Annotated in this window: 23 protein-coding genes and 1 pseudogene; 12 read left to right on the top strand and 12 right to left on the bottom strand. The window is 71.7% G+C overall.

From position 1 onward, the window contains the following. Nucleotides 1-82 precede the first annotated feature (82 nt). Nucleotides 83-679, top strand: a complete 597-nt coding sequence (locus tag AB0L33_RS24085; RefSeq protein WP_365684603.1) for a helix-turn-helix domain-containing protein — start codon at nt 83-85, stop codon at nt 677-679. Next, nucleotides 676-3,230 (top strand): annotated as a pseudogene (locus AB0L33_RS24080) (FtsX-like permease family protein). Before AB0L33_RS24085 ends, AB0L33_RS24080 begins: the two are co-directional and overlap by 4 nt. 41 nt (nt 3,231-3,271) lie before the next feature. On the opposite strand, the gene AB0L33_RS24075 reads toward AB0L33_RS24080, so the two are convergent. From AB0L33_RS24075 to AB0L33_RS24040, 8 genes are all read right to left on the bottom strand, one after another. Then, on the bottom strand, nt 3,272-3,661 hold the full coding sequence (locus AB0L33_RS24075; protein WP_365684601.1) for a rhodanese-like domain-containing protein: 390 nt from the start codon (nt 3,659-3,661) through the stop codon (nt 3,272-3,274). Further along, complete coding sequence (locus tag AB0L33_RS24070; protein WP_365684599.1) at nt 3,658-4,173, bottom strand: cysteine dioxygenase; 516 nt, start codon at nt 4,171-4,173, stop codon at nt 3,658-3,660. Before AB0L33_RS24070 ends, AB0L33_RS24075 begins: the two co-directional genes overlap by 4 nt. Nucleotides 4,174-4,277: 104 nt before the next feature. Then, a complete protein-coding gene (locus tag AB0L33_RS24065; protein WP_311307652.1) occupies nt 4,278-4,364 on the bottom strand; it encodes a putative leader peptide in 87 nt (28 codons plus the stop codon). Between the two features lie 32 nt (nt 4,365-4,396). Continuing rightward, a complete protein-coding gene (locus AB0L33_RS24060) occupies nt 4,397-6,013 on the bottom strand; it encodes an FAD-dependent monooxygenase (RefSeq protein ID WP_365684597.1) in 1,617 nt (538 codons plus the stop codon). Between the two features lie 220 nt (nt 6,014-6,233). Next, nucleotides 6,234-7,145, bottom strand: a complete 912-nt coding sequence (locus AB0L33_RS24055; protein ID WP_365684595.1) for an amino acid ABC transporter permease — start codon at nt 7,143-7,145, stop codon at nt 6,234-6,236. Then, a complete protein-coding gene (locus tag AB0L33_RS24050) occupies nt 7,142-7,810 on the bottom strand; it encodes an amino acid ABC transporter permease (RefSeq protein WP_143617996.1) in 669 nt (222 codons plus the stop codon). Before AB0L33_RS24050 ends, AB0L33_RS24055 begins: the two co-directional genes overlap by 4 nt. A 75-nt stretch (nt 7,811-7,885) precedes the next feature. Continuing rightward, entirely contained in the window at nt 7,886-8,728 is an 843-nt protein-coding gene (locus tag AB0L33_RS24045; RefSeq protein ID WP_365684593.1) for a glutamate ABC transporter substrate-binding protein, read from the bottom strand. Between the two features lie 68 nt (nt 8,729-8,796). Further along, nucleotides 8,797-9,585, bottom strand: a complete 789-nt coding sequence (locus AB0L33_RS24040; RefSeq protein WP_026171813.1) for an amino acid ABC transporter ATP-binding protein — start codon at nt 9,583-9,585, stop codon at nt 8,797-8,799. A 327-nt stretch (nt 9,586-9,912) separates the two neighbouring features. On the opposite strand from AB0L33_RS24040, the gene AB0L33_RS24035 reads away from it, so the two are divergent. Both AB0L33_RS24035 and AB0L33_RS24030 read left to right on the top strand, forming a co-directional pair. Further along, nucleotides 9,913-10,605 (top strand): response regulator transcription factor, encoded by a 693-nt coding sequence (locus AB0L33_RS24035; RefSeq protein ID WP_365684591.1) that lies wholly within the window; start codon nt 9,913-9,915, stop codon nt 10,603-10,605. Between the two features lie 15 nt (nt 10,606-10,620). Next, entirely contained in the window at nt 10,621-12,015 is a 1,395-nt protein-coding gene (locus tag AB0L33_RS24030) for a HAMP domain-containing sensor histidine kinase (protein WP_365684589.1), read from the top strand. Between the two features lie 5 nt (nt 12,016-12,020). Here AB0L33_RS24030 and AB0L33_RS24025 read toward each other — a convergent pair whose 3' ends face one another. Next, nucleotides 12,021-13,019, bottom strand: coding sequence for a TAXI family TRAP transporter solute-binding subunit (locus AB0L33_RS24025; RefSeq protein ID WP_365684587.1), 999 nt, complete (start codon nt 13,017-13,019; stop codon nt 12,021-12,023). A 99-nt stretch (nt 13,020-13,118) separates the two neighbouring features. On the opposite strand from AB0L33_RS24025, the gene miaB reads away from it, so the two are divergent. Continuing rightward, complete coding sequence (gene miaB / locus AB0L33_RS24020; RefSeq protein ID WP_365684585.1) at nt 13,119-14,639, top strand: tRNA (N6-isopentenyl adenosine(37)-C2)-methylthiotransferase MiaB; 1,521 nt, start codon at nt 13,119-13,121, stop codon at nt 14,637-14,639. 104 nt (nt 14,640-14,743) lie between these two features. Further along, nucleotides 14,744-15,457 (top strand): class III extradiol dioxygenase subunit B-like domain-containing protein, encoded by a 714-nt coding sequence (locus AB0L33_RS24015; RefSeq protein WP_365684583.1) that lies wholly within the window; start codon nt 14,744-14,746, stop codon nt 15,455-15,457. Nucleotides 15,458-15,518: 61 nt separating this feature from the next. On the opposite strand, the gene AB0L33_RS24010 is transcribed toward AB0L33_RS24015, so the two are convergent. Then, entirely contained in the window at nt 15,519-15,764 is a 246-nt protein-coding gene (locus AB0L33_RS24010; RefSeq protein WP_365684581.1) for an antitoxin, read from the bottom strand. A gap of 145 nt (nt 15,765-15,909) precedes the next feature. On the opposite strand from AB0L33_RS24010, the gene miaA reads away from it, so the two are divergent. The 6 genes from miaA to hflX all read left to right on the top strand — a co-directional run bounded on the left by miaA (nt 15,910) and on the right by hflX (nt 23,832). Continuing rightward, on the top strand, nt 15,910-16,848 hold the full coding sequence (gene miaA / locus AB0L33_RS24005) for a tRNA (adenosine(37)-N6)-dimethylallyltransferase MiaA (protein WP_365684579.1): 939 nt from the start codon (nt 15,910-15,912) through the stop codon (nt 16,846-16,848). Between the two features lie 104 nt (nt 16,849-16,952). Then, the gene (locus AB0L33_RS24000) at nt 16,953-17,405 is read left to right on the top strand and encodes a hypothetical protein (RefSeq protein ID WP_365684665.1); all 453 of its coding nucleotides are present in this window, start codon (nt 16,953-16,955) and stop codon (nt 17,403-17,405) included. Between the two features lie 94 nt (nt 17,406-17,499). After that, nucleotides 17,500-18,372, top strand: a complete 873-nt coding sequence (gene dapF / locus AB0L33_RS23995) for a diaminopimelate epimerase (RefSeq protein ID WP_365684577.1) — start codon at nt 17,500-17,502, stop codon at nt 18,370-18,372. 140 nt (nt 18,373-18,512) lie between these two features. After that, nucleotides 18,513-20,627: an HD domain-containing protein gene (locus AB0L33_RS23990; RefSeq protein WP_365684575.1), complete on the top strand. Its 2,115-nt coding sequence runs from the start codon at nt 18,513-18,515 to the stop codon at nt 20,625-20,627. Nucleotides 20,628-20,714: 87 nt separating this feature from the next. Beyond that, the gene (locus AB0L33_RS23985; protein WP_365684573.1) at nt 20,715-22,169 is read left to right on the top strand and encodes a M1 family metallopeptidase; all 1,455 of its coding nucleotides are present in this window, start codon (nt 20,715-20,717) and stop codon (nt 22,167-22,169) included. A gap of 142 nt (nt 22,170-22,311) precedes the next feature. Continuing rightward, nucleotides 22,312-23,832: a GTPase HflX gene (gene hflX, locus AB0L33_RS23980; RefSeq protein WP_365684571.1), complete on the top strand. Its 1,521-nt coding sequence runs from the start codon at nt 22,312-22,314 to the stop codon at nt 23,830-23,832. 79 nt (nt 23,833-23,911) lie between these two features. On the opposite strand, the gene AB0L33_RS23975 is transcribed toward hflX, so the two are convergent. Both AB0L33_RS23975 and AB0L33_RS23970 read right to left on the bottom strand, forming a co-directional pair. Next, complete coding sequence (locus AB0L33_RS23975; RefSeq protein WP_365684569.1) at nt 23,912-25,087, bottom strand: hypothetical protein; 1,176 nt, start codon at nt 25,085-25,087, stop codon at nt 23,912-23,914. Between the two features lie 125 nt (nt 25,088-25,212). Then, a complete protein-coding gene (locus AB0L33_RS23970; protein ID WP_365684567.1) occupies nt 25,213-26,445 on the bottom strand; it encodes a hypothetical protein in 1,233 nt (410 codons plus the stop codon). Nucleotides 26,446-26,627 lie beyond the last annotated feature (182 nt).

The following is a 26,627-nucleotide window of genomic DNA, read 5'->3' as shown; positions in this document are numbered from 1 at the left end:
GAGCCCGGGGGGACAACCCCCCTACGGAGACGCCGGGACGCTCCAGTGCACAGGTATCTGTGCACAGAGCAGTGTGTGACACATGCCAGAGAAGCCCGGCGGTACCGAGATGACGGAGCTGGCCGCCCTCAAAGCGCTTGCCCAGCCGCGGCGTCAGCAGATTCTTCAGCACCTCACCCTGCACGGCCCCGCGACCTCCGCGATCCTCGCCCGTGCGCTGGGGCTGAACACCGGGGCGACCAGCTATCACCTGCGTGAACTGGCCCGCTACGGGTTCGTGGCGGACACCGCGCCGCAGGAGCCGGGCGGGCGCCGGGGCCGGTGGTGGCGGGCCGTTCCCGGGGACCGGCGCTTCCCGCCACCGTCCCGGCGGACGCCCGAACTGCGCCTCGTCATCGACGAGTTGAACCGACACGCGTACGCGGCCGACCTCGCCCTCTTCGAACGGCTCCAGCGCGAGAGCTCGGACGAGCCGGACGAGTGGGCGGACGCCTTCGCCTACTCGCGGGGCGCGTTGAGCCTCACCCTCCCCGAACTCCGCGCGTTCTTCGAGGAGTACATCGCCCTGATGAACCGCTACAGGCGCCCCGGCGCCGATACCGCACCCGGTGCGCGGACGGTCCACACCCGCCTGCTCGCCTTCCCGGACCCCGATCGATCAGAGACGGACGCCTCATGATGCTGCGCTATGCCCTGCGGACGATCCGGCACCGCAAGGCGGGATTCCTCGGGGCGTTCCTCGCCCTCATGTGCGCCGCCGCACTCGTCACCGCCTGCGGCACCCTGCTGGAGACCGGCCTGCGCGGCCGGATCGCCACCGAGCGGTACGCGGCCACCCCGTTGATCGTGTCGGCCGACCAGAACGTCCACCGCACGACCGTGAAGCACAAGGGCAACGGCAAGACGAAGATCAAACACAAGGCGAAACCCGTCGCCGAACGGGCCTGGCTGCCCGCCGCCACCGCCGACCGGCTGCGCCGCCTGCCGGGCGTCCGCGCGGTCGTCCCCGAACTCACCTTCCTCGCCCAGCCGCTGGGGCTCCCCGCCCGAGCGGCGGACGACGACGTCCCCTTCCACGGGCACGCCTGGTCGTCCGCCCCGCTGACACCCTTCGCGCTCACCGTCGGCCGCGCCCCGGCGTCCGCAGACGACGTGGTGATCGACCGGTCCCTCGCCGCACGGGCGGGCCTCGCGACCGGCGACCGGATCACCGTGCAGTCGACCCGCGCCCCGCGCACCTACCGGATCAGCGGCATCGCCACGCCTCGGGGGCGGGACGAACTCCGGCAGCAGCGCTCGCTGTTCTTCTCCACCGCGGAGGCCCAACGGCTCGCCGACCGCGCGAGCCGGGTCAGCGCGATCGGCGTCCTGCCCGAGCCGGGCACGGACACCGGCACGCTGAAGGAGCGGGTCACCGCCGCCCTCAAGGGCACCACCGCCCAGGTGGCGACGGGTGACGGACGCGGACCGGTCGAATTCCTCGACGCGGCGGGGGCCCGCGTCAAGCTGGTCTCGATGGGCGGGGCCATGGGCGGCACCTCGCTGCTGGTCGCGGTGCTCGTCGTCGTCGGGACGTTCGCCCTCTCCATCCAGCAGCGCCACCGCGAGCTGGCCCTGCTCCGGACCATCGCCGCCACCTCGCGGCAGGTCCGCAGGCTCCTCGGCCGGGAGGCGCTGGTCGTCGGCGCCTTCGCCGGGGTCCTGGGAGCGTTCGCCGGACTGCCGCTCGCCGCCTGGCTGCACGGCCGGTTCACCGGCATGGGAGTGATCCCGCCGACGCTGGAACGTACGGCCGGGGTCCTCCCTGCGCTGGCCGCCGTCGCGGTCACCCTGCTCGGTGCCTGGGCCGCCGCCCGGATCTCCGGCCGCCGGATCGCCGGCCTGCGTCCGGCCGAGGCCATGGCCGAGTCCGCGGTCGAGCGCGGCCGCACGGCCCGGGGACGCGTCCTCGTGGGGCTGCTCCTGCTCGCCGGCGGCGGTGCGCTGGTCGGTGTCCTGAGCATGCTGCGCACCGAGGCCGCGTCGACCCCCGTGACCTTCCTGGCCGTGGTGGTGCTGGCCACGGCGGTCTCGCTGCTGGGCCCCCTCTCGTACGGGCGGCTGCCTTCCTGATGGCGGGCGTGCTCCGGCGGACGGGGCCGATGGGCGCGCTGGCCACCGCGAACATCCGGGGGAACTCCACCCGGATGGCCTCCGTCGTCACCCCGCTCACCCTGCTCATCGGCATGACCTGCACGGTCCTCTTCCTCCAGCCGACCGTCGGCGACGCCGCGCGCGCCCAGGCCAGGGAGGGCACCCGCGCCACCTGGGTGCTGGGCGCGCAGGGGCCGGGCGTGCCGTCGGCGGCCACCGAGGCGGTCCGCGCGACGCCCGGAGTCACCGCCGCCACGGAGGTCGTACGGACCACCGTGCGCGTGGGTCTGGAGAAGTACGCCGCACAGGGCGTCACCGGTCCGGGGCTCACCCGCACCTGGGACCCGGGCGTGACGAGCGGTTCCCTCGCCGCGTTCGCCGCGAACGGGCGGGCCGCCGCGATCAGTGAACTCGCCGCCGACCGGCTCGGGCTGCACGTCGGCAGCGAACTCGCCCTGCACCTCGGGGATGGCACCCCCACCACGCTCACCGTCGCCGCCGTCTACCGGCGGGGCCTTGGCTTCGGGGACCTCACCCTGCCGCACGACCTGCTCGCACGGCACATGGACAACCCGCTCGCTGCGACGGTCCTGGTGGCCGGGGAGGCGTCGGGGGGCGAACTGACCGCCGCCGTGCGCGAGTTCCCCGGCGTCGAGGTCGTCACCCCGGCGGTGGCAGACCGGCTCCAGGCCGACCGGGGGCAGGAGAACGCCGAGGTCAACCTCCTTGCCATGGGGCTGGTCCTCGCCTTCACCGCCATCGCCGTCGTCAACACGCTGGCCATGTCGGTGTCGGAGCGGTTCAGGGAGTTCGCCCTCCTGCGCCTTGCCGGAGCCACCCGCCGCCAGGTGCTGAGGATGCTCCGTACCGAGACCCTGTCGGTCCTGGCCATCTCCGGTGCCCTCGGCACCGGTATCGCGCTCGCCGTGCTGACCGCGTTCAGCATCGGCATGACGGGGAGCGCGGCGCCCGGGGTCGTGCCCCTCGTGTACGGGACCGTGGTGGGCGTCGCCGCCCTGCTCGCCCTGGCCGCGACGGCACTGCCCGGCCGGTTCGCGCTGCGGACCCGCCCGGTGGAGGTGGCCGCGGGCCGGTGAGGGAGAGGTCGTGAGGGGCCGGCCCCGGCCGCCCCCTCACCTCATGTCCCGACCGGAAGGCCCGCCGCGCGCCACGCCTGGAAGCCGCCCACCAGGTCCGTCGCCCGGTACAGGCCGAGGCGGTGCAGCGACTCGGCGGCCAGGCTCGACGCGTAACCCTCGTTGCAGATCACCACCACCCGCAGGCCGTGGTCCACCGCCTCCGGGACACGGTGGCTTCCCCGGGGGTCCAGCCGCCATTCCAGCTCGTTGCGCTCGATGACCAGCGCCCCCGGGATCAGCCCGTCCCGCTCGCGCAGCTCCGCGTAGCGGATGTCCACGAGCAGGGCGCCCTCGGCGGCCGCCGCCCACGCCTCCCGCGGGCCGAGCCGTGCGTAACCGGCCCTGACCCGCTCCAGCAACTCGTCGATACCGATGGGCTCGTCGCTCACTGCCAGTTCTCCGGTCCCTCGGTCTGTTCCAGGCGGAGCACCGCGCCGGTGCGGCTGTAGCGGCGGATGCGCGGCAGCGGCGGGTAGTACGCGTGGATGGAGACGGCGTGCTCCGTGGTGGACTCGTTCAGCACCTCGTGGACGTGGTGGCGGCCGAAGGCCCTGCCCCGGCCGGGGGTCAGTTCCCGGGTGCGGTCGATGTCCTCGGTCAGTTCCAGGGTCTTCCAGCCGTCGGTGGGCAGCCGGGCGGCGAGCGAGTGTTCCCTGAGTGTGCCGGCTGCGGTGAGGAAGGCGCCGACCGAGTCGGCGTGGTCGTGCCAGCCGGTGCCGGTGCCCGGCGGCCAGCCGATCAGCCAGGCCTCGCTGCCACCGGGACCGTCGAGCCGGATCCAGGTCCGGCCCTCCGGGTCGAGGGGAAGGGAGGCGATGAGCGCGGTGTCCTCGGCGGCGCGGCGGACGAAGTCGAGCAGTTCCGCGGCGGTCGGGGCCTGAGCGGATGTGCGTGTGGGCACGGGGACAGCGGGGAAGGGGGAGGCAGACACGGAGACCGTCCTGAGAGTTCGCGTGGACGCCCCGCCGTACGGCACAGCGCACGGCGAAGGCAGGTGAGGGCGATTCAGCAGGACGGGCGACACACGCAGCCCGCATAGCGGAGCAGGTCCATATGGACCCTCCGCCACAGGCGCACATCGGTGTCGGTCATGACCGGGAGTAGACCATGCGCGCCCGTGAGGGTCAATTGACGTCCGCGGTCCTGTCGGCACGCACCGACGCCCGGGCCGCGCCGCCGCGCGCCGCGTCCGCCGCCGCGAACAGCTCGGCCGGACGCACCCCGCCGAACGCCTGCACGAGATGCCCGTCCGGCCTGACCAGCAGGACCGTGTGCGCGGAGGCTCCCGGATAGCTCTCGGCCACCAGCAGTTCGGCCTTCACCGGCAGCGCCGCGACGGCTTCCACCAGCCGGGGCATCACTCCGGCGCGCATCCAGTGGCGCCGGTCCCATACTCCAGTCCCGGGCGCCACCAGCACCACGAGCAACTGCCCCTGCCCCAGCCGCTCGCGCAGCCGCACCGGAGTGCCGTCTGGCGCCGTGACCCGTACGTCGGCCACCGGCGCACCGGGGGGCGTGCCCACCGAGGCGTGCGCCTCGGTGCGCGCGGGCGCAAGGGGGGACAGGGCGTAGGAAGGGGGCGCACCGAGGGGGCCGCAGCCCAGATGCCCGTCCATCAGCAGGGTGTCGTGCCCCCGTGCGCTCCCCGGTACGAGCGTCCGCAGACCTCCGCCGCCCCGCAGTATCGGCAGCGACTGGTCGGCGGCCCGCAGCCGTGCGGCGACGGCGGCCCGGCGTTCGGCCTGGTAGCTGTCGAGGAGCGCGTCGGACGCCCCGTGGTGCCAGGCCAGTGCCAGCTTCCAGGCCAGGTTCTCCGCGTCCCGCAGCCCCTCGTCCAGCCCCTGGGTGCCCAGGGCGCCCAGCAGATGGGCGGCGTCCCCGGCCAGGAAGGACCGCTTCACCCGCCACCGCCGGGCCAGCCGGTGGTGCAGCGTGTAGACCCCGGTGTCCAGCAGCTCGTACGGGGGTGTCTCGCCGCACCAGCCGGCCAGGGTGTCCCGGACCCGGGTGACGAGCGCGTCCGGCGTGACCAGCTCGCCGCGCGCGGGCAGCAGCCAGTCCAGCCGCCACACGTCGTCGGGCAGCGGACGTGCCGTGACCTCGGCGCCTCCGGTGCGCCAGGGCGGCGACCGGTGCAGCACGGCCTCACCGGGCCGGGGCAGCTCGGCCCGCAGTGCGGCCACGGCGTGCCGTTCCACCGCCGTACGCCCGGGAAACCGGATGTCGAGGAGTTTGCGCACGGTGGACCGGGCGCCGTCGCAACCGACCAGGTAACTCCCTCGCCACCAGGTCGATCCGGGCTCCCTGGTGTGCACGGTGACCCCGGCCGGGTCCTGCTCCAGGGTGTCGATCCGGCTGGGCCCTGCGGTCTGCACCAGCTCCTGTGCGGCCACCGCGTCCCGCAGACCCCGTACGAGCGCGTGCTGCGGTACGTGAACGGGGGCGGCCGGCACACTGCTGCCCGGGACCCGGTCCTCGCCGAGCGGCAGCTCGCGCACCAGCTGCCTGCGCCGCACCGAACGCCAGCCGGACCAGCGCAGTCCCTCGTCCCGCAGCGCCTTGCAGCCCAGCCGCTCCAGGAAGGCCGCGGTGTCCTCGCGCAGCACGACCGTACGGGCGGGGCGTGTCTCGTCGTTGTCGGGGTCCTCGTCGAGCAGCACGGACGGCACGCCCTGCGCGGCGAGGGCGAGCGAGAGCGCCAGACCCACCGGCCCGGCACCGACGACGATCACCGGGTCCACGGCGCGTCCCCCGTCGGAAGTGCGGTGAAACCGGACGTCCCGGTGAAGCGGAACGGACGGTGCGCGGGCGTCGGAGGGGGTGCTGCGGCGTCGGGGACTCGGTGCGCGATCACAGAACGTATGCAACCTACTGCCGGTGCTTGCGTCAAGCGACGCCGGAACGCGGCGAGGGGCGGTGGCGGTGTGCCACCGCCCCTCGCGGGCGTCGTACGACGAGCCGTCAGGCGGCGCTTCCGTCGTCCACCTTGAGCGACGGCGCACCGATCGTCTCCAGTTCGCCCCCCGGGCCGGTACCCACGACCGCGCCCGTGCTCTTCTTGCCGCGCCGGAGCCACCGCTCCAGCCAGCTCGCGAAGGACGTCAGGGCGAAGTTCAGCGCGAGGTAGATCACCGCGACGATCGTGAAGCAGGCGATGGTGTTGGAACCGTAGTTCGCGGACATCGGCCGGACCGAGGCGAGCAGCTCCGGGTAGCTGAGTACCGCGCCGCCGAGTGCGGTGTCCTTCACGATCACCACGAGCTGGCTGACGATGGCCGGCAGCATCGCGGTGACCGCCTGCGGCAGCAGCACGAAGACCATCGTCTGGCCCTTGCGCATGCCGATCGCCTTGGCCGCGTCCGTCTGCCCGCGCGGCAGCGTCAGGATGCCCGCCCGCACGATCTCGGCGAGCACCGAGGCGTTGTAGAGCACCAGGCCCGTCACCACGGCGTACAGCAGACGCGTGTCCGGTTCGAGGTCGGTGTACTCGGAGTACGCGGCGTTGGCGATGATCATCAGGAGCAGTACGGGGATGGCGCGGAAGAACTCCACGATCACGCCGCCCGGCACGCGGACCCAGCGGTGGTCCGAGAGCCGGCCGATCCCGAAGAGCGCGCCCAGCGGCAGCGCGATGATCAGTGCGTAGAACGCTGCCTTGATCGTGTTCTGGAAGCCCGGCCAGATGTACGTCTCCCACGCCTGGGTGCCGGCGAAGAACGGCTTCCACTTGACCCAGTCGAGCTGGTGCTTCTCGGCGAGGCCGTCGTACACCCACCACACCACGGCCGCGGCGGCCAGCACGAAGAGGACGGTGTACAGGATGTTGCGCCGCTTGGCGCGGGGCCCCTGGGCGTCGTAGAGGACGGAACTCATCGCTTCACCGCCACCTTCTTGGCGACCCAGCCGAGGATGAGACCGGTCGGGAGGGTCAGGATGACGAAGCCGAGGACGAACACGCCGGAGATCAGCAGCAGCTGGGCCTCGTTCTCGATCATTTCCTTCATCAGGTACGACGCTTCCGCGACCCCGATCGCCGCTGCGACGGTGGTGTTCTTCGTCAGCGCGATGAGCACGTTGGACAGCGGGTTGACCACCGAGCGGAACGCCTGCGGGAGCACGATCAGCCGCAGCACCTGGCCGAAGCTGAGCCCGAGTGCGCGGGCCGCCTCGGCCTGGCCGACCGGCACCGTGTTGATGCCCGAACGCAGGGCCTCGCACACGAACGACGCGGTGTAGACGACGAAGGCGAGCACCGCGAGCCGGAAGTTGATGACCTTGAAGTCGCCGCCGCCTCCGAGCGTGATCTGAAGGGTCTGGAAGAGGCCCAACGAGGCGAAGACGATGATCACGGTCAGCGGAATGTTCCGGACCACGTTCACGTAGGCGGTCGCGAAACCGCGCATCAGGGGGACCGGGCTGACCCTCATGCCGGCCAGCAGCGTTCCCCATATGAGGGAGCCGAGGGCGGAGAACACGGTGAGCTTCACCGTGACCCAGAAGGCCCCCAACAGGTCATAACCATCAAGAAAGTCGAACACGATCTCCCGTGCTTCCGCGTGTAGGAGGGCGCGGCGCGCCGCCGGTCAGCGGCGGCGCGCCCGGTCAGCCCTGCTTCACTTGACGACGTTGCCGATCTTCGGGGCGGGCTCGTTCTTGTAGCCGGCCGGGCCGAAGTTGGCCTCGACCGCCTTGTCCCACGAACCGTCCTTGACCATCTTGGTCAGCGCGTCGTTGATCTTCTTCTTGAGGTCGGCGTCGCCCTTCTTCAGGCCGATGCCGTAGTTCTCGTTGGTCATCTTGAAGCCGGCCAGCTTGAACTTGCCCTTGTTGACGTCCTGCGAGGCGTACCCGGCGAGGATGCTGTCGTCCGTGGTCAGCGCGTCGACGGCCTTGTTCTCCAGGCCGGTCAGGCACTCCGAGTAGCCGCCGTACTCCTGCAGCTGCGCCTTCGGGGCCAGCTTGTCCTTGATGTTCTGCGCCGAGGTCGAGCCGGTGACCGAGCAGAGCTTCTTGTTGTTCAGGTCCTCGGGCTTCTTGATCGAGTCGTCGTCCGCGCGGACCAGGATGTCCTGGTGGGCCAGCAGGTACGGACCGGCGAAGTCGACCTTCTGCAGGCGCTCGTCGTTGATCGAGTAGGAGGCGACGATGAACTTCACGTCACCGCGCGAGATCGCCGTCTCGCGGTCGGCGCTCTTCGTCTCCTTGAACTCGATGTTCTTGGCGTCGTAGCCGAGCTCCTTGGCGACGTACGTGGCGACGTCGACGTCGAAGCCGGTGAACTTGCCGTCCGGCGTCTTCAGGCCGATGCCCGGCTGGTCGATCTTGATGCCGATGGTGATCTTCTTGCCGCCACCCGAACCGGCCGAGTCGTCCTTGTCGTCGGAACCACAGGCGGTGGCGGCGAGGGCGAGGGCGAGCACGGCGGCCGAGGCGGCGGTGACCTTACGAAGCTGCATGGTGGAATTCCCTAGAGTTGACGCGAAGTGAGTGATCAGCGGATACGGGAGCCGTACGGCGGGCTCCGTCAGTGGTGAAGGATCTTCGACAGGAAGTCCTTCGCCCGGTCACTGCGCGGGTTGCTGAAGAACTGGTCGGGCGTGGCCTCTTCGACGATCTTTCCGTCCGCCATGAAGACGACCCGGTTCGCCGCCGAGCGCGCGAAGCCCATCTCGTGGGTGACGACGACCATCGTCATTCCCTCGCGGGCGAGCTGCTGCATGACCTCGAGCACCTCGTTGATCATCTCCGGGTCGAGCGCCGAGGTCGGCTCGTCGAAGAGCATGACCTTCGGGTCCATCGCAAGGGCCCGGGCGATCGCGACACGCTGCTGCTGGCCGCCGGAGAGCTGGGAGGGGTACTTGTCGGCCTGGGTCCCCACGCCCACCCGGTCGAGCAGCGAACGCGCCTTGTCCTCGGCCGCCTTCTTGTCCGTCTTGCGGACCTTCAGCTGGCCGAGCATCACGTTCTCGAGGACCGTCTTGTGGGCGAAGAGGTTGAACGACTGGAAGACCATGCCGACGTCGGCACGCAGCCGCGCCAGCTCCTTGCCCTCCGCGGGCAGCGGCTTCCCGTCGATCGTGATCGCGCCCGAGTCGATCGTCTCCAAGCGGTTGATCGTGCGGCACAGCGTGGACTTACCGGACCCGGACGGCCCGATGACGACCACGACCTCGCCGCGGGCGATCGTCAGGTCGATGTCCTGGAGCACATGCAGCGCGCCGAAGTGCTTGTTGACGTTGCTCAGCACAACCAGATCGCCGGCGGGCGCGGGTGCAGCGTCCTCGGCGCCCTTGGTCACTGAAACTCCGCTCATCGGCTTCTTGCTCCGTCCTCCTCGGTTGGGAAGGACCCTAGTGACGCAGTGCTACGAACGTCATTACATCTGAGCGGAAATTGAGCATAACGATCCGGCGGCAACCGGACACTCCGCGTGAACGGGACGTCACGGCGGTCGCACCGGCCGTACCGGGTGCATAACGGAAACCCGGATACAACGGGCAGGCCCTTGACTGTCCCCCGCGCATCGGCGTGGATTCCCTGGTACACCCCTACGTGGAACACCCCGGAACGGGGAGGTGACCGGGGGCGTACACGACCGTACGGACCGACCGCCGACACACGCCACTGCCAGAGGGGGGCCATGAGACTGCTGCTCGTCGAGGACGACAACCACGTCGCCGCCGCCCTGTCCGCGGTCCTCGCCCGGCACGGCTTCCAGGTGGTCCACGCCCGCAGCGGCGACGAGGCCCTGCAGGCGCTCCTGCCCACCGACACCGAGCCCTTCGGCGTCGTCCTCCTCGACCTCGGCCTTCCCGACCAGGACGGCTACGAGGTGTGCGGCAAGATCCGCAAGCGCAGTTCCGTGCCGGTGATCATGGTCACCGCCCGGGCCGATGTGCGCTCCCGCATCCACGGACTCAACCTCGGCGCCGACGACTACGTGACCAAGCCCTACGACACCGGCGAGCTGCTGGCCCGCATCCACGCCGTCAGCAGGAGGAACGCGAGCAGCGAGGACACCGTGTCCACGCCGGTCGCGGCGCTGCGCCTGGGCCACGTCAGCATCGAGCTGCCCACCCGCCGGGTCAGCGTCGACGGCACGGAAGTACAGCTCACCCGCAAGGAGTTCGACCTGCTGGCGCTGCTCGCCCAGCGGCCCGGAGTGGTCTTCCGCCGCGAACAGATCATCAGCGAGGTGTGGCGCACCAGCTGGGAGGGAACGGGGCGCACGCTGGAGGTGCACGTCGCCTCGCTCCGTTCCAAGCTGCGACTGCCCGCCCTGATCGAGACGGTGCGCGGGGTCGGCTACCGCCTCGTCTCCCCGTCCGCGTAAAGGCGTACGTCCCCGGTGCGTACCCGGCTGCTCCCGCTGCTCATCATCCTGATGGCGAGCGTCCTGCTGGCCCTCGGCTTCCCGCTCGCCGTCAGCGTGGCCGCCGCCGAACAGCAGCGCGTCGTGATCGACCGCATCGACGACACGGCGCGCTTCGCCGCGCTCGCCCAGTTCATCACCGAGCGCACCCGCGGTTACGACGAACGGCGCCGCACCCTCCAGACCGAGCTGGAAACGTACAACTCGGTGTACGGCATCCGCGCCGGTGTCTTCTACCGCGACGACTCCGCCATGGCGAAGGCCCCGGATTCGTGGCGGCTGCCCGCCGAGGGGGAGGGGCGCGCCGCCTTCAGCGAGGCGCTGCTCGGCCGCCGCAGCCACGACCCGCCCCAGGTCTGGCCCTGGCAGAACGGCCGGGTGGTCGTCGCCTCGCCCGTCGTACGCGACGGAGACGTCATCGCCGTCGTCGTCATCGACTCGCCCACCGGCCAGATGCGCGGCGACACGATCCGCGGCTGGCTGCTGATCGCGGCGGGCGAGGCGGTCGCGATGCTGGTCGCCGTCGGCGCGGCGATCCGGCTCACCGGCTGGGTCCTGCTGCCCGTCAAGACCCTGGACGCCGCGGCCCACGACATCGCCAGCGGCCGGATGCGCTCCCGGGTCGCCGCATCCGGCGGGCCCCCGGAACTCAGGCGGCTGGCCCGCTCGTTCAACGAGATGGCCGACAACGTCGAGGACGTGCTGGAGCAGCAGCGCGCCTTCGTCGCCGACGCCTCCCACCAGTTGCGGAATCCGCTGGCCGCCCTGCTGCTGCGCATCGAACTGCTCGCCCTCGAACTGCCCGAGGGCAACGAGGAGATCGCCTCCGTACGCACCGAGGGCCGCCGCCTCGGCCAGGTCCTGGACGACCTCCTGGACCTCGCGCTCGCCGAGCACGCCGAGAGCGACCTCCGGCTCACCGACATCGGCGCCCTCACCGCCGAACGCGTCGCGTCCTGGCGGCCGGTGGCCGAGGAGAGGGGCGTACGGCTCCGCGCCGACGGGCCGCCGGCCGTCACCGCCTGGGCGGACCCCATCGCCCTGTCCAGCGCGCTCGACGCCATCATCGACAACGCCCTCAAATTCACGCCCGCCGACGAGGAGGTCCGCGTCACCGTGGCCTCCGGCGGCCAGGACGTCACGGTGGTCGTCGCGGACGGCGGCCCCGGCCTCACCGACCAGGAGCTGGAACGGGTCGGCGACCGCTTCTGGCGCAGCCCCCAGCACCAGAACGTCCAGGGCTCGGGCCTCGGCCTCTCCATCTCCCAGGCGCTCCTCGCGGCGGGCGGCGGCTCGCTCTCGTACGCGCGCAGGGAGCCGTACGGGCTCAGCGTGACGGTCTCCGTGCCGCGCCACGATCCCAAGGGCTGAAGGCCCTACGGCTTGACCGAGCGGTAGTAGCGCTTCGCCCCTTCGTGCAGCGGGAGCGGGTCGGTGTAGATGGCCGTGCGCAGGTCCACCAGCTGCGCCGCGTGCACCTCGCGCCCGATGCGGTCGCGGCTGTCGATCACGGTCCTCGTGAACGCCTCGGTCATCGCCGCGTCGGTGCGGTCCGTGGTGACCAGCACATTGGCGACCGCCACCGTGGGCACGGCCTGGCCCTGCTGCGCGCTGCGGTACGCGTCGGCGGGCATCACCGCCGACCGGTAGTAGCGGGTGGGGCCGCCCGCCGCCTGGAGCCGCTTGATCAGCGACTCCTCCAGCGGGACCAGCCGGATCGGGAACCGGTCCGCCAGATCGGTCACCGCGGTCGTGGGCAGCCCGCCCGACCAGAAGAACGCGTCGATGCCGCCCTCCTCCAGCAGCTTCGGCATGGTGTCGATGCCCACCGGCAACGGCGTCACGTCGTTGACCGGATCGAGACCGGCGGCCGTCATCAGCCGGTCCGCGACCAGCTTCACCCCGGAGCCGGACTGCCCCACGGCGACCTTGCGGCCGCGCAGATCCGCCACGCTGTCGATGTCCGAGTCCCGCTTCACGATCAGCTGTATGTAGTCGTCGTACAGCCGGACGCAGCCGCGCAGCCGCTCGTAGCCGGGCTTGCGGGCCCGCAGATAGGTGGCGACGGCATCGGTGGTGGCGATGGTGAAGTCCGCCTCGCCCGCCGCGACCCTGGCCAGGTTCTGCTGCGAGCCCTCGCTCGTCTGGAGATTTATCGACACATCGGGCAGATCCTTGGCCAGGGCCCCCTTCAGCCGCTCCCCGTAGCGCTGGTAGACGCCGCTGCGCACCCCCGTACTGAAGGACAGGGTGCCGGTGGGCGCCGGGTCGCCGAGCGGGAGCAGCCACCAGAGCAGCAGTCCGAGCACGACGGCGAGGGCGGCGCCCGCCCGCAGGGAGCGACGCCGGCCGATTCGGGACAGGGCCGGGAGCATGCCGGGGATCCTGCCAGGTCGTTCCCGGCCGTGGCCAGGGGCGTCGTCGGATCGTCCGCCCGAGGCGGAGCGATCCCGGACACCACCTACCCTTGTCACATGAGCAGCGGCAACCGGAGCGAAGCAGTGGACGTCAGAAAAAGCTATGAGGTGCGCACCTACGGGTGCCAGATGAACGTCCACGACTCCGAGCGCTTGTCGGGGCTCCTGGAGGACGCCGGCTACGTGCGCGCGCCCGAGGGCTCCGACGGTGACGCCGACGTCGTCGTCTTCAACACCTGCGCGGTCCGCGAGAACGCCGACAACAAGCTCTACGGCAACCTCGGCCGGCTCGCTCCGATGAAGACCAAGCGCCCCGGCATGCAGATCGCCGTCGGCGGCTGCCTCGCCCAGAAGGACCGGGACACCATCGTCCGGCGGGCGCCCTGGGTCGACGTCGTCTTCGGCACGCACAACATCGGCAAGCTGCCCGTGCTGCTGGAGCGCGCCCGCGTCCAGGAGGAGGCGCAGGTCGAGATCGCCGAGTCCCTGGAAGCCTTCCCCTCCACGCTGCCCACCCGCCGCGAGTCCGCCTACGCCGCGTGGGTCTCGATCTCCGTGGGCTGCAACAACACCTGCACCTTCTGCATCGTTCCGGCCCTGCGCGGCAAGGAGAAGGACCGCCGCACCGGCGACATCCTCGCCGAGATCGAGGCCCTGGTCGCCGAGGGCGTCTCCGAGATCACCCTGCTCGGCCAGAACGTCAACGCCTACGGCTCCGACATCGGTGACCGCGAGGCCTTCTCCAAGCTGCTGCGCGCCTGCGGGAAGATCGAGGGCCTGGAGCGCGTCCGCTTCACCTCGCCGCACCCGCGCGACTTCACCGACGACGTCATCGCCGCCATGGCCGAGACGCCGAACGTGATGCCGCAGCTGCACATGCCGATGCAGTCCGGTTCGGACCGGGTCCTGAAGGCGATGCGCCGCTCCTACCGGCAGGAACGCTTCCTCGGGATCATCGAGAAGGTGCGCGCCGCGATGCCCGACGCCGCGATCTCCACCGACATCATCGTCGGCTTCCCCGGCGAGACCGAGGAGGACTTCGAGCAGACGATGCACGCCGTCCGCGAGGCGCGCTTCGCGAACGCCTTCACCTTCCAGTACTCCAAGCGGCCCGGCACCCCCGCCGCCGACATGGAGGGCCAGATCCCCAAGGAGGTCGTCCAGGAGCGCTACATGCGCCTGTCCGCCCTCCAGGAGGACATCTCCTGGGAGGAGAACAAGAAGCAGGTCGGCCGCACCCTGGAGGTCATGGTCGCCGAGGGCGAGGGCCGCAAGGACGGCGCCACCCACCGGCTGTCCGGCCGCGCCCCCGACAACCGCCTGGTCCACTTCACTAAGCCGGACGAGGACGTCCGCCCCGGCGACGTGGTGACCGTCGAGATCACCTACGCCGCCCCGCACCACCTGCTCGCCGAGGGCACCCCGGTCGCCGTGCGCCGGACCCGCTCCGGCGACGCCTGGGAGAAGCGGAACGCCGCCCCGGCCGACAAGCCGGCCGGTGTGATGCTGGGCCTCCCGGGCATCGGCGCCCCGGCGCCCCTGCCCGCGACGGCGGCCCCGGGCTGCGGCTGCGACTGAGGTACGGGACTGAGGTACGGGGGAGGGGGCGCCCGGGCCGTAAGCGCCGCCTGCCCCGGGCCGCCCCGTCGGCCCGGGGCAGGGACCGCAGTACGCTGCCGGTCATGCTTGTCGCCGCTGCTGTCTGCCCCTGCCCGCCGCTGCTCGTCCCCGAGGTGGCCGCCGGTGCCGCACCCGAGCTGGACGACGCCAGGACCGCGTGCACCGACGCCCTGGGCGTCCTCGCCGCCTCCCGGCCCGACCTGCTCGTGGTGATCGGCCCGGCCGGGCCCGCCGGACGCGGCACCCACCCCGAGGGCGCCGTCGGCGGTTTCCGGGAATTCGGCGTCGATCTGGAGGTCCGGCTCGGCCGGGACCGGGGAACGCGCGACGCCCGCCCCCTCCCGCCCTCGCTCGCGGTGGGGGCCTGGCTCCTCGCCCGTACGGGATGGGCCCAGGCCCCCGTCGAGGGCCTGGGCGTGGGCGAGCCGCTGGAGACCGCGCGCTGCACGGAGACCGGACGGGAGCTGGCCCGCCGCGCGGACCGGGTCGCCCTGCTGGTGATGGGCGACGGCAGTGCCTGCCGCACCGTGAAGGCCCCGGGCTATCTGGACGAGCGCGCGGCAGCGTTCGACGCGGAGGCCGCGCGGGCCCTGGGCGCCGCCGACGCGGAGGCGCTGACCGCTCTGGACGAGGGGCTCGCCCACGAGCTCAAGGCCGCGGGGCGCGCCCCCTGGCAGGTGCTGGCGGGCGCGGCCGAGGGCGCCGGTCCGGCCGGACGGCTGCTGTACGAGGGCGCGCCGTACGGCGTGGGCTACCTGGTCGCCACCTGGTCCTGACGGCCGCCGGACGCGTGGAGGGCCCCGGAGCGACGCTCGCTCCGGGGCCCTCCACGCGCGGTCACGCTGCGGGCGGGGGCGGCGGAGGCGTGCCGCCGTCCTTGTTCGCCAGCTTGTCCACCGCGTCCTTGGCCTTCTGCCGGCCCGTCACGATCTTGTCGCTGTACTTGCCCTTGGTCTTCTCGTCCACCGTCCGGGCCGCCTTCTCGAGCCCCTGGTCGATCTTGTCCCCGTGCTGCTGCGCGAGGTCGCTGACCTTCTCCTTCGCCGGGGCCAGCTTCGCCTTCACACTGTCCATGAAGCCCATCGGGCACCTTCTCCGCTCGGAAACTGTGAGAAATAACCCATATGTACAACCACTGTACGGGGGAGACCGCACTGTCGCGTCACCTTCCCCGCCCGGGCTTCCCTCATTCGGGATACGCGGCGCAGGTTTGAGGGAGACTGAGCCGGTGACAAGCTCAGCTCCCGCACCTCGGGTCATCACCGTCGTCGGTCCCACCGCAGCAGGAAAGTCCGACCTGGGGGTGTACCTCGCCCAGCAGCTCGGCGGCGAAGTGATCAACGCCGACTCCATGCAGCTGTACCGCGGGATGGACATCGGCACCGCCAAGCTGACGCTCGCCGAGCGCGCCGGCGTACCGCACCGGCTGCTGGACATCTGGGACGTCACCGAGACCGCCAGCGTCGCCGAGTACCAGCGCCTCGCCCGCGCCGAGATCGACCGGCTCCTCGCCGAGGGCCGCACCCCGATCCTGGTCGGCGGCTCCGGCCTCTACGTGAAGGGCGCGATCGACGCCCTGGAGTTCCCCGGTACGGACCCCGGCGTCCGGGCCGCGCTGGAGGCGGAGCTGGACCGGCACGGCTCCGGAGCACTGCACGCACGGCTCGCCGCCGCCGACCCCGAGGCCGGGCGCGCCATCCTGCCGAGCAACGGCCGCCGCATCGTCCGCGCCCTGGAGGTCATCGAGATCACCGGCAAGCCGTTCACCGCGAACCTCCCCGGCGACGACGCGGTCTACGACGCCGTCCAGATCGGCGTCGACGTGGAGCGTCCCGAACTGGACGAGCGCATCGCCCTGCGCGTCGACCGCATGTGGGAGGCGGGCCTCGTGGACGAGGTGCGCGCCCTGGAGGCACAGGGGCTGCGCGACGGGCGGACCGCCTCGCGGGCCCTCGGCTACCAGCAGGTGCTGTCCGCCCTCGCCGGAGACTGCACCGAGGACCAGGCGCGCGTCGAGACCGTGCGCGCCACCAAACGCTTCGCGCGCCGTCAGGACTCCTGGTTCCGCCGCGACCCGCGCGTCCAGTGGCTCAGTGGCGCCGTGGAGCACCGCGAGGAACTCCCCGGCCAGGCGCTGGCGTTGGTCGAACGAGCGGTTACAGCCTGATCACGTGATGGCATCGGGACGCTCCGCCCGTCATTTCGGCGACCGCGGCCGTGCCATCATCGAGCATCGATCGACTGGAGTCCGAGTTGGGAGGGCGCGTGGCGATGGAGGCCGGCCCTCGCGACACGGAACAAGACGCACCGGAACACGGCGCACCGGGCGCCGGGCGTGAGGCGGACGGCCTCAGCCCGGACGGGCCCGACGAGCTCGAAGTGACCCCCGAGGTCGAGGTCGAGCTGCGGCCGGCCCGCCGGCTGCGCATCTGGCAGCTCGCGCCCATCGTCGTGCTCGCCGCGGTGGGCTCACTGATGTTCGCCTTCCCCCTGGCCTTCGAGTTCGGCGACGGCGGCGCGGTCGTCGCCATGCTGGGCCTCCTGATCAGCTGCTGCGCCGCCGGGTGGTCCATGATGGCCGCCCGCCGCGTCGGCTACGCCTGGCCCGGACTGCCCTCCAGAGGGTCGTCGCAGCGCCCGGACTGGCGCGTGATCGCGCTCTACGCCGGGGTCTGCGCCGTGCTGGTCGCGCTCGCCGTCTGGCGCGTGGCGCGCCTGCGCTGACCTGCCCGGAGTCACGGACTCGTCGAGCGCCCGGGCCCCTGTCCGCACGGCGGACCGTTTTCCGGCTGTCGGCGCCGCCTCGTACAGTTGTCCCGTGACCACCTCGCAGATCGCCTTCCTCAAGGGCCACGGCACCGAGAACGACTTCGTGATCGTTCCCGACCCGGACAACGCCCTCGACCTGCCCGCGTCCGTCGTCGCCCGGCTCTGCGACCGTCGCGCGGGCATCGGCGGCGACGGCCTGCTGCACGTCGTGCGCTCCGCCGCGCACCCGGAGGCGAAGGCGATGGCCGGGGACGCCGAGTGGTTCATGGACTACCGCAACTCCGACGGCTCGGTCGCCGAGATGTGCGGCAACGGCGTCCGGGTCTTCGCCCGCTACCTCCAGCGCGCCGGTCTGGCCGAGGCGGGCGACCTCGCGGTCGCCACCCGGGGCGGCGTGAAGAAGGTCCACCTCGCCAAGAACGGCGACGTCACCGTCTCCATGGGGCGCGCCCTGCTCCCCGCCGACGGCGTCACCGTCACCGTCGGCGACCGGGCCTGGGACGCCCGCAACGTCAACATGGGCAACCCCCACGCGGTCGCCTTCGTGGACGACCTGGCCCACGCCGGTGATCTGCTCACCGAGCCGTCCTTCGCCCCCGCCGCCGTCTACCCCGAGGGCGTCAACATCGAGTTCGTCGTGGACCGGGGCCCCCGCCACGTCGCCATGCGGGTCCACGAGCGCGGCTCCGGCGAGACCCGCTCCTGCGGCACCGGCGCCTGCGCGGTCGCCGTCGCGGCCGCCCGCCGGGACCAGGCCGACCCCGCGCGGACCGGCGAGCCCGTCACGTACACCGTCGACCTCCCCGGCGGCAGCCTCGCCATCACGGAGCACCCGGACGGCGGGATCGACATGACCGGACCGGCCGTCATCGTCGCCGAGGGCATGATCGATCCGGCCTGGCTCGAAACGCCGAACGACTGACGCTTCGCTCGAATGGGTGATCCGTTTCACGCTGGGCGAGAGCGGGACTCCGCCACGTGGTGGGCTCGGTAGCATCAAGCACCGGCCCGGAGGCGCGCCGCGCCTCCCCACCGCCGGTCGACGTCGCCGGAGGTGCCCCCATGAGTGCAGAGGCCACCAGCCCAGGTGCTCCCGTCCGCAGGCGGAGCCGTCCCCGGATCGACCTCCGCAGGCTCGGCAGAGCCGCGCTCTTCGGTCCGGTCTCCCGCGACCGGCTCCCGGACGCCATCGCGCACGTCGCCGAAGTGCACCGGGTCCACCATCCCGACGCGGACCTCTCGGTCCTGCAGCGCGCCTATCGACTCGCCGAGACCTCGCACCGGGGGCAGATGCGCAAGAGCGGTGAGCCCTTCATCACCCATCCGCTCGCCGTCACCCTCATCCTCGCCGAGCTGGGCGCCGAGACGACCACACTGACCGCGTCCCTGCTCCACGACACGGTCGAGGACACCGAGGTGACCCTCGACCAGGTGCGGGAAGAGTTCGGCGAGGAGGTCTGCTACCTCGTCGACGGCGTCACCAAACTCGAAAAGGTCGACTACGGGGCCGCCGCCGAACCCGAGACCTTCCGGAAGATGCTGGTCGCCACCGGGGACGACGTCCGCGTCATGTCGATCAAGCTGGCCGACCGGCTGCACAACATGCGCACCCTCGGCGTGATGCGGCCCGAGAAGCAGGCCAGGATCGCCAAGGTCACCCGCGACGTGCTGATCCCCCTCGCCGAACGGCTCGGCGTCCAGGCGCTCAAGACCGAGCTGGAGGACCTGGTCTTCGCCATCCTCCACCCCGAGGAATACGCCCGCACCGACGCGCTGATCACCGAGGCGGCCGACGGCCCCGACCCGCTCGGCGCCATCGCGGGGAACGTGGCATCGGTGCTGCGGGAAGCAGGCATCTCCGCGGAGGTGCTGGTCAGGCCCCGCCACTTCGTCTCCGTCCACCGCGTCCGGATCAAACGCGGCGAACTGCGCGGCAGCGACTTCGGCCGGGTCCTGGTGCTCGTCGGTGAGGACGCCGACTGCTACGCCGTCCTCGGTGAGCTGCACACCTGTTTCACCCCGGTGATCTCCGAGTTCAAGGACTTCATCGCCGCCCCCAAGTTCAACCTGTACCAGTCACTGCACACCGCGGTGGCAGGACCGGACGGCGAAGTGGCCGAAGTCCTCATCCGCACCCACCGCATGCACAAGGTCGCCGAGGCCGGCGTCGTCGCCCTCGGCAATCCGTACGCCTCCGAGGGCGCCTCCCAGACCGCCGAACCGGCCGACGGCGAACGCGCCGACCCCACCCGCCCCGGCTGGCTGTCCCGCCTCCTCCAGTGGCAGCAGTCCGCGCCCGACCCCGACACCTTCTGGACCACCCTGCGCGCCGACCTCGCCCAGGACCGCGAGATCACCGTCTTCCGCACGGACGGCGGCACGCTCGGCCTGCCCGCCGGAGCCACCTGCGTCGACGCGGCCTACGCCCAGCACGGCGACGCCGCCCACGCCTGTATCGGGGCCCGGGTGAACGGCCGGCTGGCCACGCTGAGCACCGTGCTCAAGGACGGCGACACCGTGCAGCCGCTGCTGGCCGAGGACGCCGCGTCCGGCCCCTCGCCGGACTGGATCGACCACGCGCGCACACCCGCCGCCCGCATCGCCATCACCGGCTGGCTCGACGCCCACCCGCAGCCGGCGGAGACCGGGCAGCCCGGCGGGCCGGCCGACCCCGGCCCGCAGCCGGTGCCGCCCCCGGTGCCCCGGACCGCCCGCGCCCGCACCGCGACCGCGGTGGCCGAGCGGCCGGACGCCGCGGTACGGCTCGCCGGCTGCTGCACGCCCGTGCCCCCCGACGAGGTCACCGGCATCCCCGTACGCGGCGGCGCCGCCGTCACCGTGCACCGGCTGGAGTGCCCCGCCGTGGCCCGCATGGAGGCGGCCGGGCGGACACCGGTGGCGGTGAGCTGGGGCGACGAGCAGGCGTGCCGGGTGACGCTGATCGCTGAATCGTTCGGCCGCCCCCGACTGCTCGCCGACCTCACGGAGGCGATCGCGGGAGCCGACGCCGCGGTGATCTCCGCCACCGTCGAGCCCCCGAGCGAACAGCGCGTGCGGCACACCTACACGCTGCGGCTTCCGGACGCCGCCGGGCTGCCCGCGCTGATGCGGGCGATGCGCGAAGTGCCCGGCGTGTACGACGTGAGCCGCGCCCAGCATCCGGCCGGGGCGCTCTGACGCGGCGGGCCGTCAACCGCGTTCTCGTTCGGGTGGCACGGCGCGCGCCGCGCCCGTCCGGCGGGGCGGCGCTGATAGCCGTAGTGCATGCCGTTCCTCTCCCGCCGCTCGCGGGCCGCCGTGCTGGCCGCCGCTTCGGCCGCCCTCGTCGCCGCCGCCCTGCCCGCCGACCCGGTGCCCCTCGGCATCGGTGACCCGCTCTTCCCGCACCTCGGCAACCCCGGGTACGACGTGCTCGCGTACGACATCGGCCTCACCTACAAGGGCCGCAACGACCAGCCGCTGGACGCCGTCACCACCATCGAGGCACGCACGACCGAGCCGCTGGACCGGATCAACCTCGACTTCACCCGGGGCACCGTGCGCTCCGTCGCCGTCAACGGACTGCGCGCCGGCTTCGAGACCGCCGGCGAGGACCTGGTGGTACGGCCGGCGGGCCGCATCCCGGCCGGCGTGCCCCTGCGCATCACCGTCCGCCACACCAGCGACCCCACCGGCGAACAGGACAGCGGCGGCTGGGTGCGCACCGCCGACGGACTCGCCATGGCCAACCAGGCGGACGCGGGACACCGGGTCTTCCCGGGCAACGACCACCCCGCGGACAAGGCGTACTTCACCTTCCGCGTCACCGCGCCGAACGACCTGACCGTCGTCGCCAACGGCCTGCCCGCCGGCCGCAGCCGCGACGGCGGCAACACCACTTGGACCTACCGCACCGAGCACCCCATGGCGACCGAACTGGCCCAGGTCAGCATCGGCGGCAACACCGTCGTGCGGCGGACCGGACCGCACGGACTGCCGGTGCGCGACGTCGTACCGACGGCCGACCGTGACCGGGTGGAGAAGTACCTGAAGAGGACCCCGGCCCAGCTGGAGTGGATGGAGCGGCAGGTCGGCCCGTACCCGTTCGAGAACTACGGAATCCTCGTCGCCGACACCGAGACCGGATTCGAGCTGGAGACCCAGACCCTCTCCCTCTTCGAGAAGCGCCTGTTCACCGACACGCGCTTTCCCGCCTGGTACGTCGAGTCGGTCATGGTCCACGAACTGGCCCACCAGTGGTTCGGCGACAGCGTCTCCCCGCGGTCCTGGTCCGACCTCTGGCTGAACGAGGGGCACGCCAGCTGGTACGAGGCGCGGTACACCGAGGACCACATGGACGCGCCGCTGGAGGCACGCATGCGGAACGCCTACATCCGGTCGGACGCCTGGCGCGCCGCCGGAGGACCGCCCGCCCGGCCCGCCGCACCGAAGCCAGGCCAGAAGATCAGCCTGTTCCGGCCCGTCGTCTACGACGGCAGCGCCCTCGTCCTGTACGCGCTGCGCCAGGAGATCGGGCACGACGCCTTCGACCGGCTGGAACGGCTCTGGGTCCACAGGCACCGCGACTCCAACGCTGCCACGGAGGACTTCGTCCGGCTCGCCTCGCGGGTGTCGGGTCGCGACCTGACCGACTTCTTCGACGGCTGGCTGTACGGGACGAGGACACCGCCCATGCCGGGGCACCCGGACTGGCGGAGCACCGCGCCGCCCGCCTCGTAAACCCGCGTGACGCCCCGCGGCGGGCGTGCCACTATCGACGGGTCGCCGAGACGGCCGGCGCGGAGGATTTCCCCCTCGGGAATCTTCCGCACAGGTCACGCGTTGTGACTGATGCAACCACTTCTATCGACGTAAGGATCCAATGACCTCCTCTTCTTCCCTTCCCCAGGACGCGCGCAACGCGCAGAGTGCCACGGAGAACGCGACCGAGAGCCTCACCGAGGGCCTGCGGGCCGACGCCCTGATGGAAGAGGACGTCGCCTGGAGCTTCGAGATCGACGGGGAGCGGGACGGCGACCAGCTGGACCGCTCGGAGCGTGCCGCGCTGCGTCGCGTGGCCGGCCTCTCCACCGAGCTCGAGGACGTCACCGAGGTCGAGTACCGACAGCTGCGTCTGGAGCGCGTGGTGCTCGTCGGCGTCTGGACCTCGGGCACGGTGCAGGACGCGGAGAATTCGCTGGCCGAGCTGGCGGCCCTCGCCGAGACGGCGGGCGCCTTGGTGCTCGACGCCGTCTTCCAGCGCCGTGACAAGCCCGACCCGGCCACGTACATCGGTTCCGGCAAGGCGCTCGAACTGCGTGACCTCGTCGTGGAGACCGGAGCCGACACCGTCGTCTGTGACGGTGAGCTGTCCCCGGGCCAGCTGATCCACCTCGAGGACGTCGTCAAGGTCAAGGTGGTCGACCGGACCGCCCTGATCCTCGACATCTTCGCCCAGCACGCCAAGTCCCGCGAGGGCAAGGCGCAGGTCTCCCTGGCGCAGATGCAGTACATGCTGCCCAGGCTCCGGGGCTGGGGTCAGTCGCTGTCCCGTCAGATGGGCGGTGGCGGTACCAGCGGCGGTGGCGGCATGGCCACCCGTGGTCCCGGTGAGACCAAGATCGAGACGGACCGGCGCCGTATCCGCGAGAAGATGGCGAAGATGCGCCGGGAGATCGCGGAGATGAAGACCGGCCGCGACCTCAAGCGCCAGGAACGTCGGCGCAACAAGGTTCCCTCGGTCGCCATCGCCGGCTACACCAACGCCGGGAAGTCCTCGCTGCTCAACCGCCTGACCGGGGCGGGAGTGCTGGTGGAGAACGCCCTGTTCGCCACCCTCGACCCGACCGTGCGCCGGGCCGAGACCCCGAGCGGCCGGGTCTACACGCTCGCCGACACCGTCGGGTTCGTACGGCACCTGCCGCACCACCTGGTCGAGGCGTTCCGCTCCACCATGGAGGAGGTCGGCGACTCCGATCTCATCCTGCACGTGGTGGACGGCGCGCACCCGGTGCCGGAGGAGCAGCTCGCCGCGGTGCGCGAGGTGATCCGCGAGGTCGGCGCGACGGACGTGCCCGAGATCGTCGTGATCAACAAGGCGGACGCGGCGGACCCGCTGGTCCTCCAGCGCCTCCTGCGCAACGAGAAGCACGCCATCGCGGTCTCCGCCCGCACCGGAGCCGGCATCGACGAACTGCTCGCGCTGATCGACAGCGAGCTGCCCCGTCCGTCGGTCGCGGTCGAGGCACTCGTGCCGTACACCCAGGGCGGACTCGTCTCGCGGGTGCACGCCGAGGGCGAAGTGGTCTCCGAGGAGCACACCTCGGAGGGCACGCTGATCAAGGCGCGGGTCAACGAGGAGCTGGCCGCGGAGCTCGCCTCGTTCATCCCCGCGGTGCACTGAGCCGCACCGCACCGGACAACCGGAAGGCCCGTCCCCTCGCGAGGGGACGGGCCTTTTGGCCGTCGTACGGGTGGTGCCGCTACTGGGCGCCGTACTTCTCGCTCATCATCGTGAAGATCTGCTCGGCACCCTCGCCGAGGTGCGGTCCGGCCAGCCAGCCCGACGTGACCGGGCCGATGGACGTGTTGGAGACCAGTGCCAGCTTTCCGTCACTGCCCTCGCTGAACCATCCGCCGCCGGACGAACCTCCGGTCATGGAGCAGCCGATGCGATACATCGTGGGCGTGGCCGGGCTGATCGAGAGCCGGCCCGGACGGGCGATGCACTTGTGCATGATCAGACCGTCGTACGGCGGGGCCGCCGGGTAGCCCCAGGCGCCCATCGCGCCGATCTGCGAGACCTCCGGCGCGTCGAAGTTCACCGGAAGGGCGTTGCCCACCGTCTCCTCGAGGGACTTGGTTCCGTGTTCCGGCTTCACGTGCAGCACCGCGTAGTCGTACGGGGCGCCCCCGCCGCCGGTCGGGCCGCCGTCCTTGATCCACTCGCCGGAGGTGCTGGCCCAGTCGGCCCAGTAGGCGCCGTACGGAGCGATCTCCTGCGGCTGCGCGTTCTCCAGCGCCGCGGCGCTCTTGCCCTGGTCGTTGTACGCGGGCACGAAGACGATGTTCCGGTACCAGCCGCCCGCCGCTCCGGCGTGGACGCAGTGGCCGGCGGTCCACACCAGGTTGGACTTCCCGGGATTCTTCGGGTCCTTGACGACCGTGCCCGAGCAGACCATGTGGCCCTTGGGGGAGTCGAAGAAGACCTTTCCGACCGGGGCCGCGTAGTTGTGGTACGGCGTCTTCTCGCGCTCGGCGGTGACCGGCCTGGGCTCCGGGTCGGTGACGCCCTGGTCGCCGGAGACGTCACCGGCGGACATGGTCTTGGCCGGGTCCTTCGCCGACTTCATCCGGTCCGGCTTCCACAGCCCCTCGATGACCGGGTTGACGAAGTCCTTGGCCTCACGCAGCCACTTGTCCTTGTCCCAGTTCTTCCACTCGCCGTCGCGCCACTTGTCCGGATCGATCCCGTGCTGCTTGAGCTTGTCGGCGAGCCCGGCGGGCAGGCCGCCGCCCTTCTCTCCACCGCCGGAGGCCGAGGCGGTGGCGGCCGGCTTGTCGGCGCCTTCGTCCTCGGTGGGGCCGCAGGCCGTGGCCGTCAGCGCGAGCGCGGCGACCAGACCGGTCGTGGCGAGCAGCGGACGTATGGATCGCATGAAAAGAACTCCCCCTGAAATCTGCACATTTGCTGTCCGTGTGCCAGGGGCCTCCGGAGCGGACTCTGCCGCTCCGGAGGCCCCTGGGCTTCCGTCGTAGGCGCCCGTGCGGGCGGTCCTGCCTGTTACTTGTCCGCGTACTTGTCGCTGACCGCGTCGTAGACGCCCTTGGCCTCCTTGCCGAGGCGCGGTCCGGCGAGCCAGCCCGCCGTCACCGGGCCGATGGAGGTGTTCGAGACCAGCGCGGGCTTGCCGTCCTGGCCCTTGGCGACCCAGCCGCCGCCGGACGAACCGCCGGTCATCGAGCAGCCGATGCGGTACATCGTCGGGTCGTCCTGCGCGAGCGACAGACGGCCCGGCTTGTCCTTGCACTGGAACATCTTCTGACCGTCGTACGGCGCAGCGGCCGGGAAGCCGGTGGCCGTCATGTCGGCGATCTCGGGCACCGCCGGGGCGTTGAACTCGACCGGCAGGGCGGAACCGACCGTCTCTTCCAGGGACTTGCCGCCGGAGCCCTCCTCGGGCGTGACGTGCAGCACGGCGAAGTCGTACGGGGCGCCGAGGCCGCCGACCGAGGCACCCTGGTCGATCCACTGCTGGGAGGTCTGTGCCCAGGTGCCCCACCAGATGCCGTAGGGCGCGACCTTCTCCTTCGGCGGGTTGTTCCGCAGCTCGGCCGTCGACAGCCCGCTGTTGTTGTACGAGGGAACGAAGGCGATGTTGCGGTACCAGCCGCCCTTCTTGCCCGCGTGCACACAGTGGCCGGCGGTCCACACCATGTTGGACTTGCCGGGGTGGGCCGGGTCCTTCACCACGGTCGCCGAGCAGACCATCGACCCCTCGGGGCCGTCGAAGAACAGCTTGCCCGACTCCGGCGCGTTGTCGTGGTACTGCGTCTGCACGCCCACGGCGCGGACCGGTGCGGGCGTCGGGTCCGTCACGCCCTCGTCGCCCGAGATGTCGTTGTCGACCGGCTTCTCGGGCGGCTTGTCGGCGTCCTGCATGCGGTCGGGGTCCCAGAGGCCCGCGATGATCGGATTGATGTAGTCCTTGGCCTCACGCAGCCACTTGTCCTTGTCCCAGTTCTTCCACTCGCCGTTCTTCCACTTGTCGATGTCGATCCCGTGTTCCTTGAGCCGGTCCTTCAGATCGTCCGGGATGGCGATCTTGCCGTCCGACGTCGCACCGGCCGAGCTGCTGCTGCTCGGCTCGGAGTTCGCGTCGTCCTCGGTCGGCCCGCAGGCGGTGGCCGTCAGCGCGAGGACGGCGGTGAACGCGGCGGTGACGAGCACGGGGGAGGAGGCGCGGCGCGCACTCCTGCCGCGACGTGCGGTGGTTCCTGGTCGAACGAGACGCATCTGCTGATCCCCCTGGGACTTCGTAACTCAAAGCTTCCGTACTGCACTTGTGTCCGGCGCGCCGCACGGCCCGCCGAACGGGCAGGGAGCAGCGCGGTCTTCGGGACGTGCCCGAGCCCGGCGCGGCCCCCACTATGCCGGTGCCGCTGTCGGCGGTGCGCGGCAGGGTTGCGCTCCGCAAG

The organism is Streptomyces sp. NPDC052299 (genome assembly GCF_040679335.1).
GTDB lineage: Bacteria > Actinomycetota > Actinomycetes > Streptomycetales > Streptomycetaceae > Streptomyces.
The sequence above is the reverse complement of the archived record's forward strand: the minus strand, read 5'-3'. Positions and strand labels throughout refer to the sequence as shown.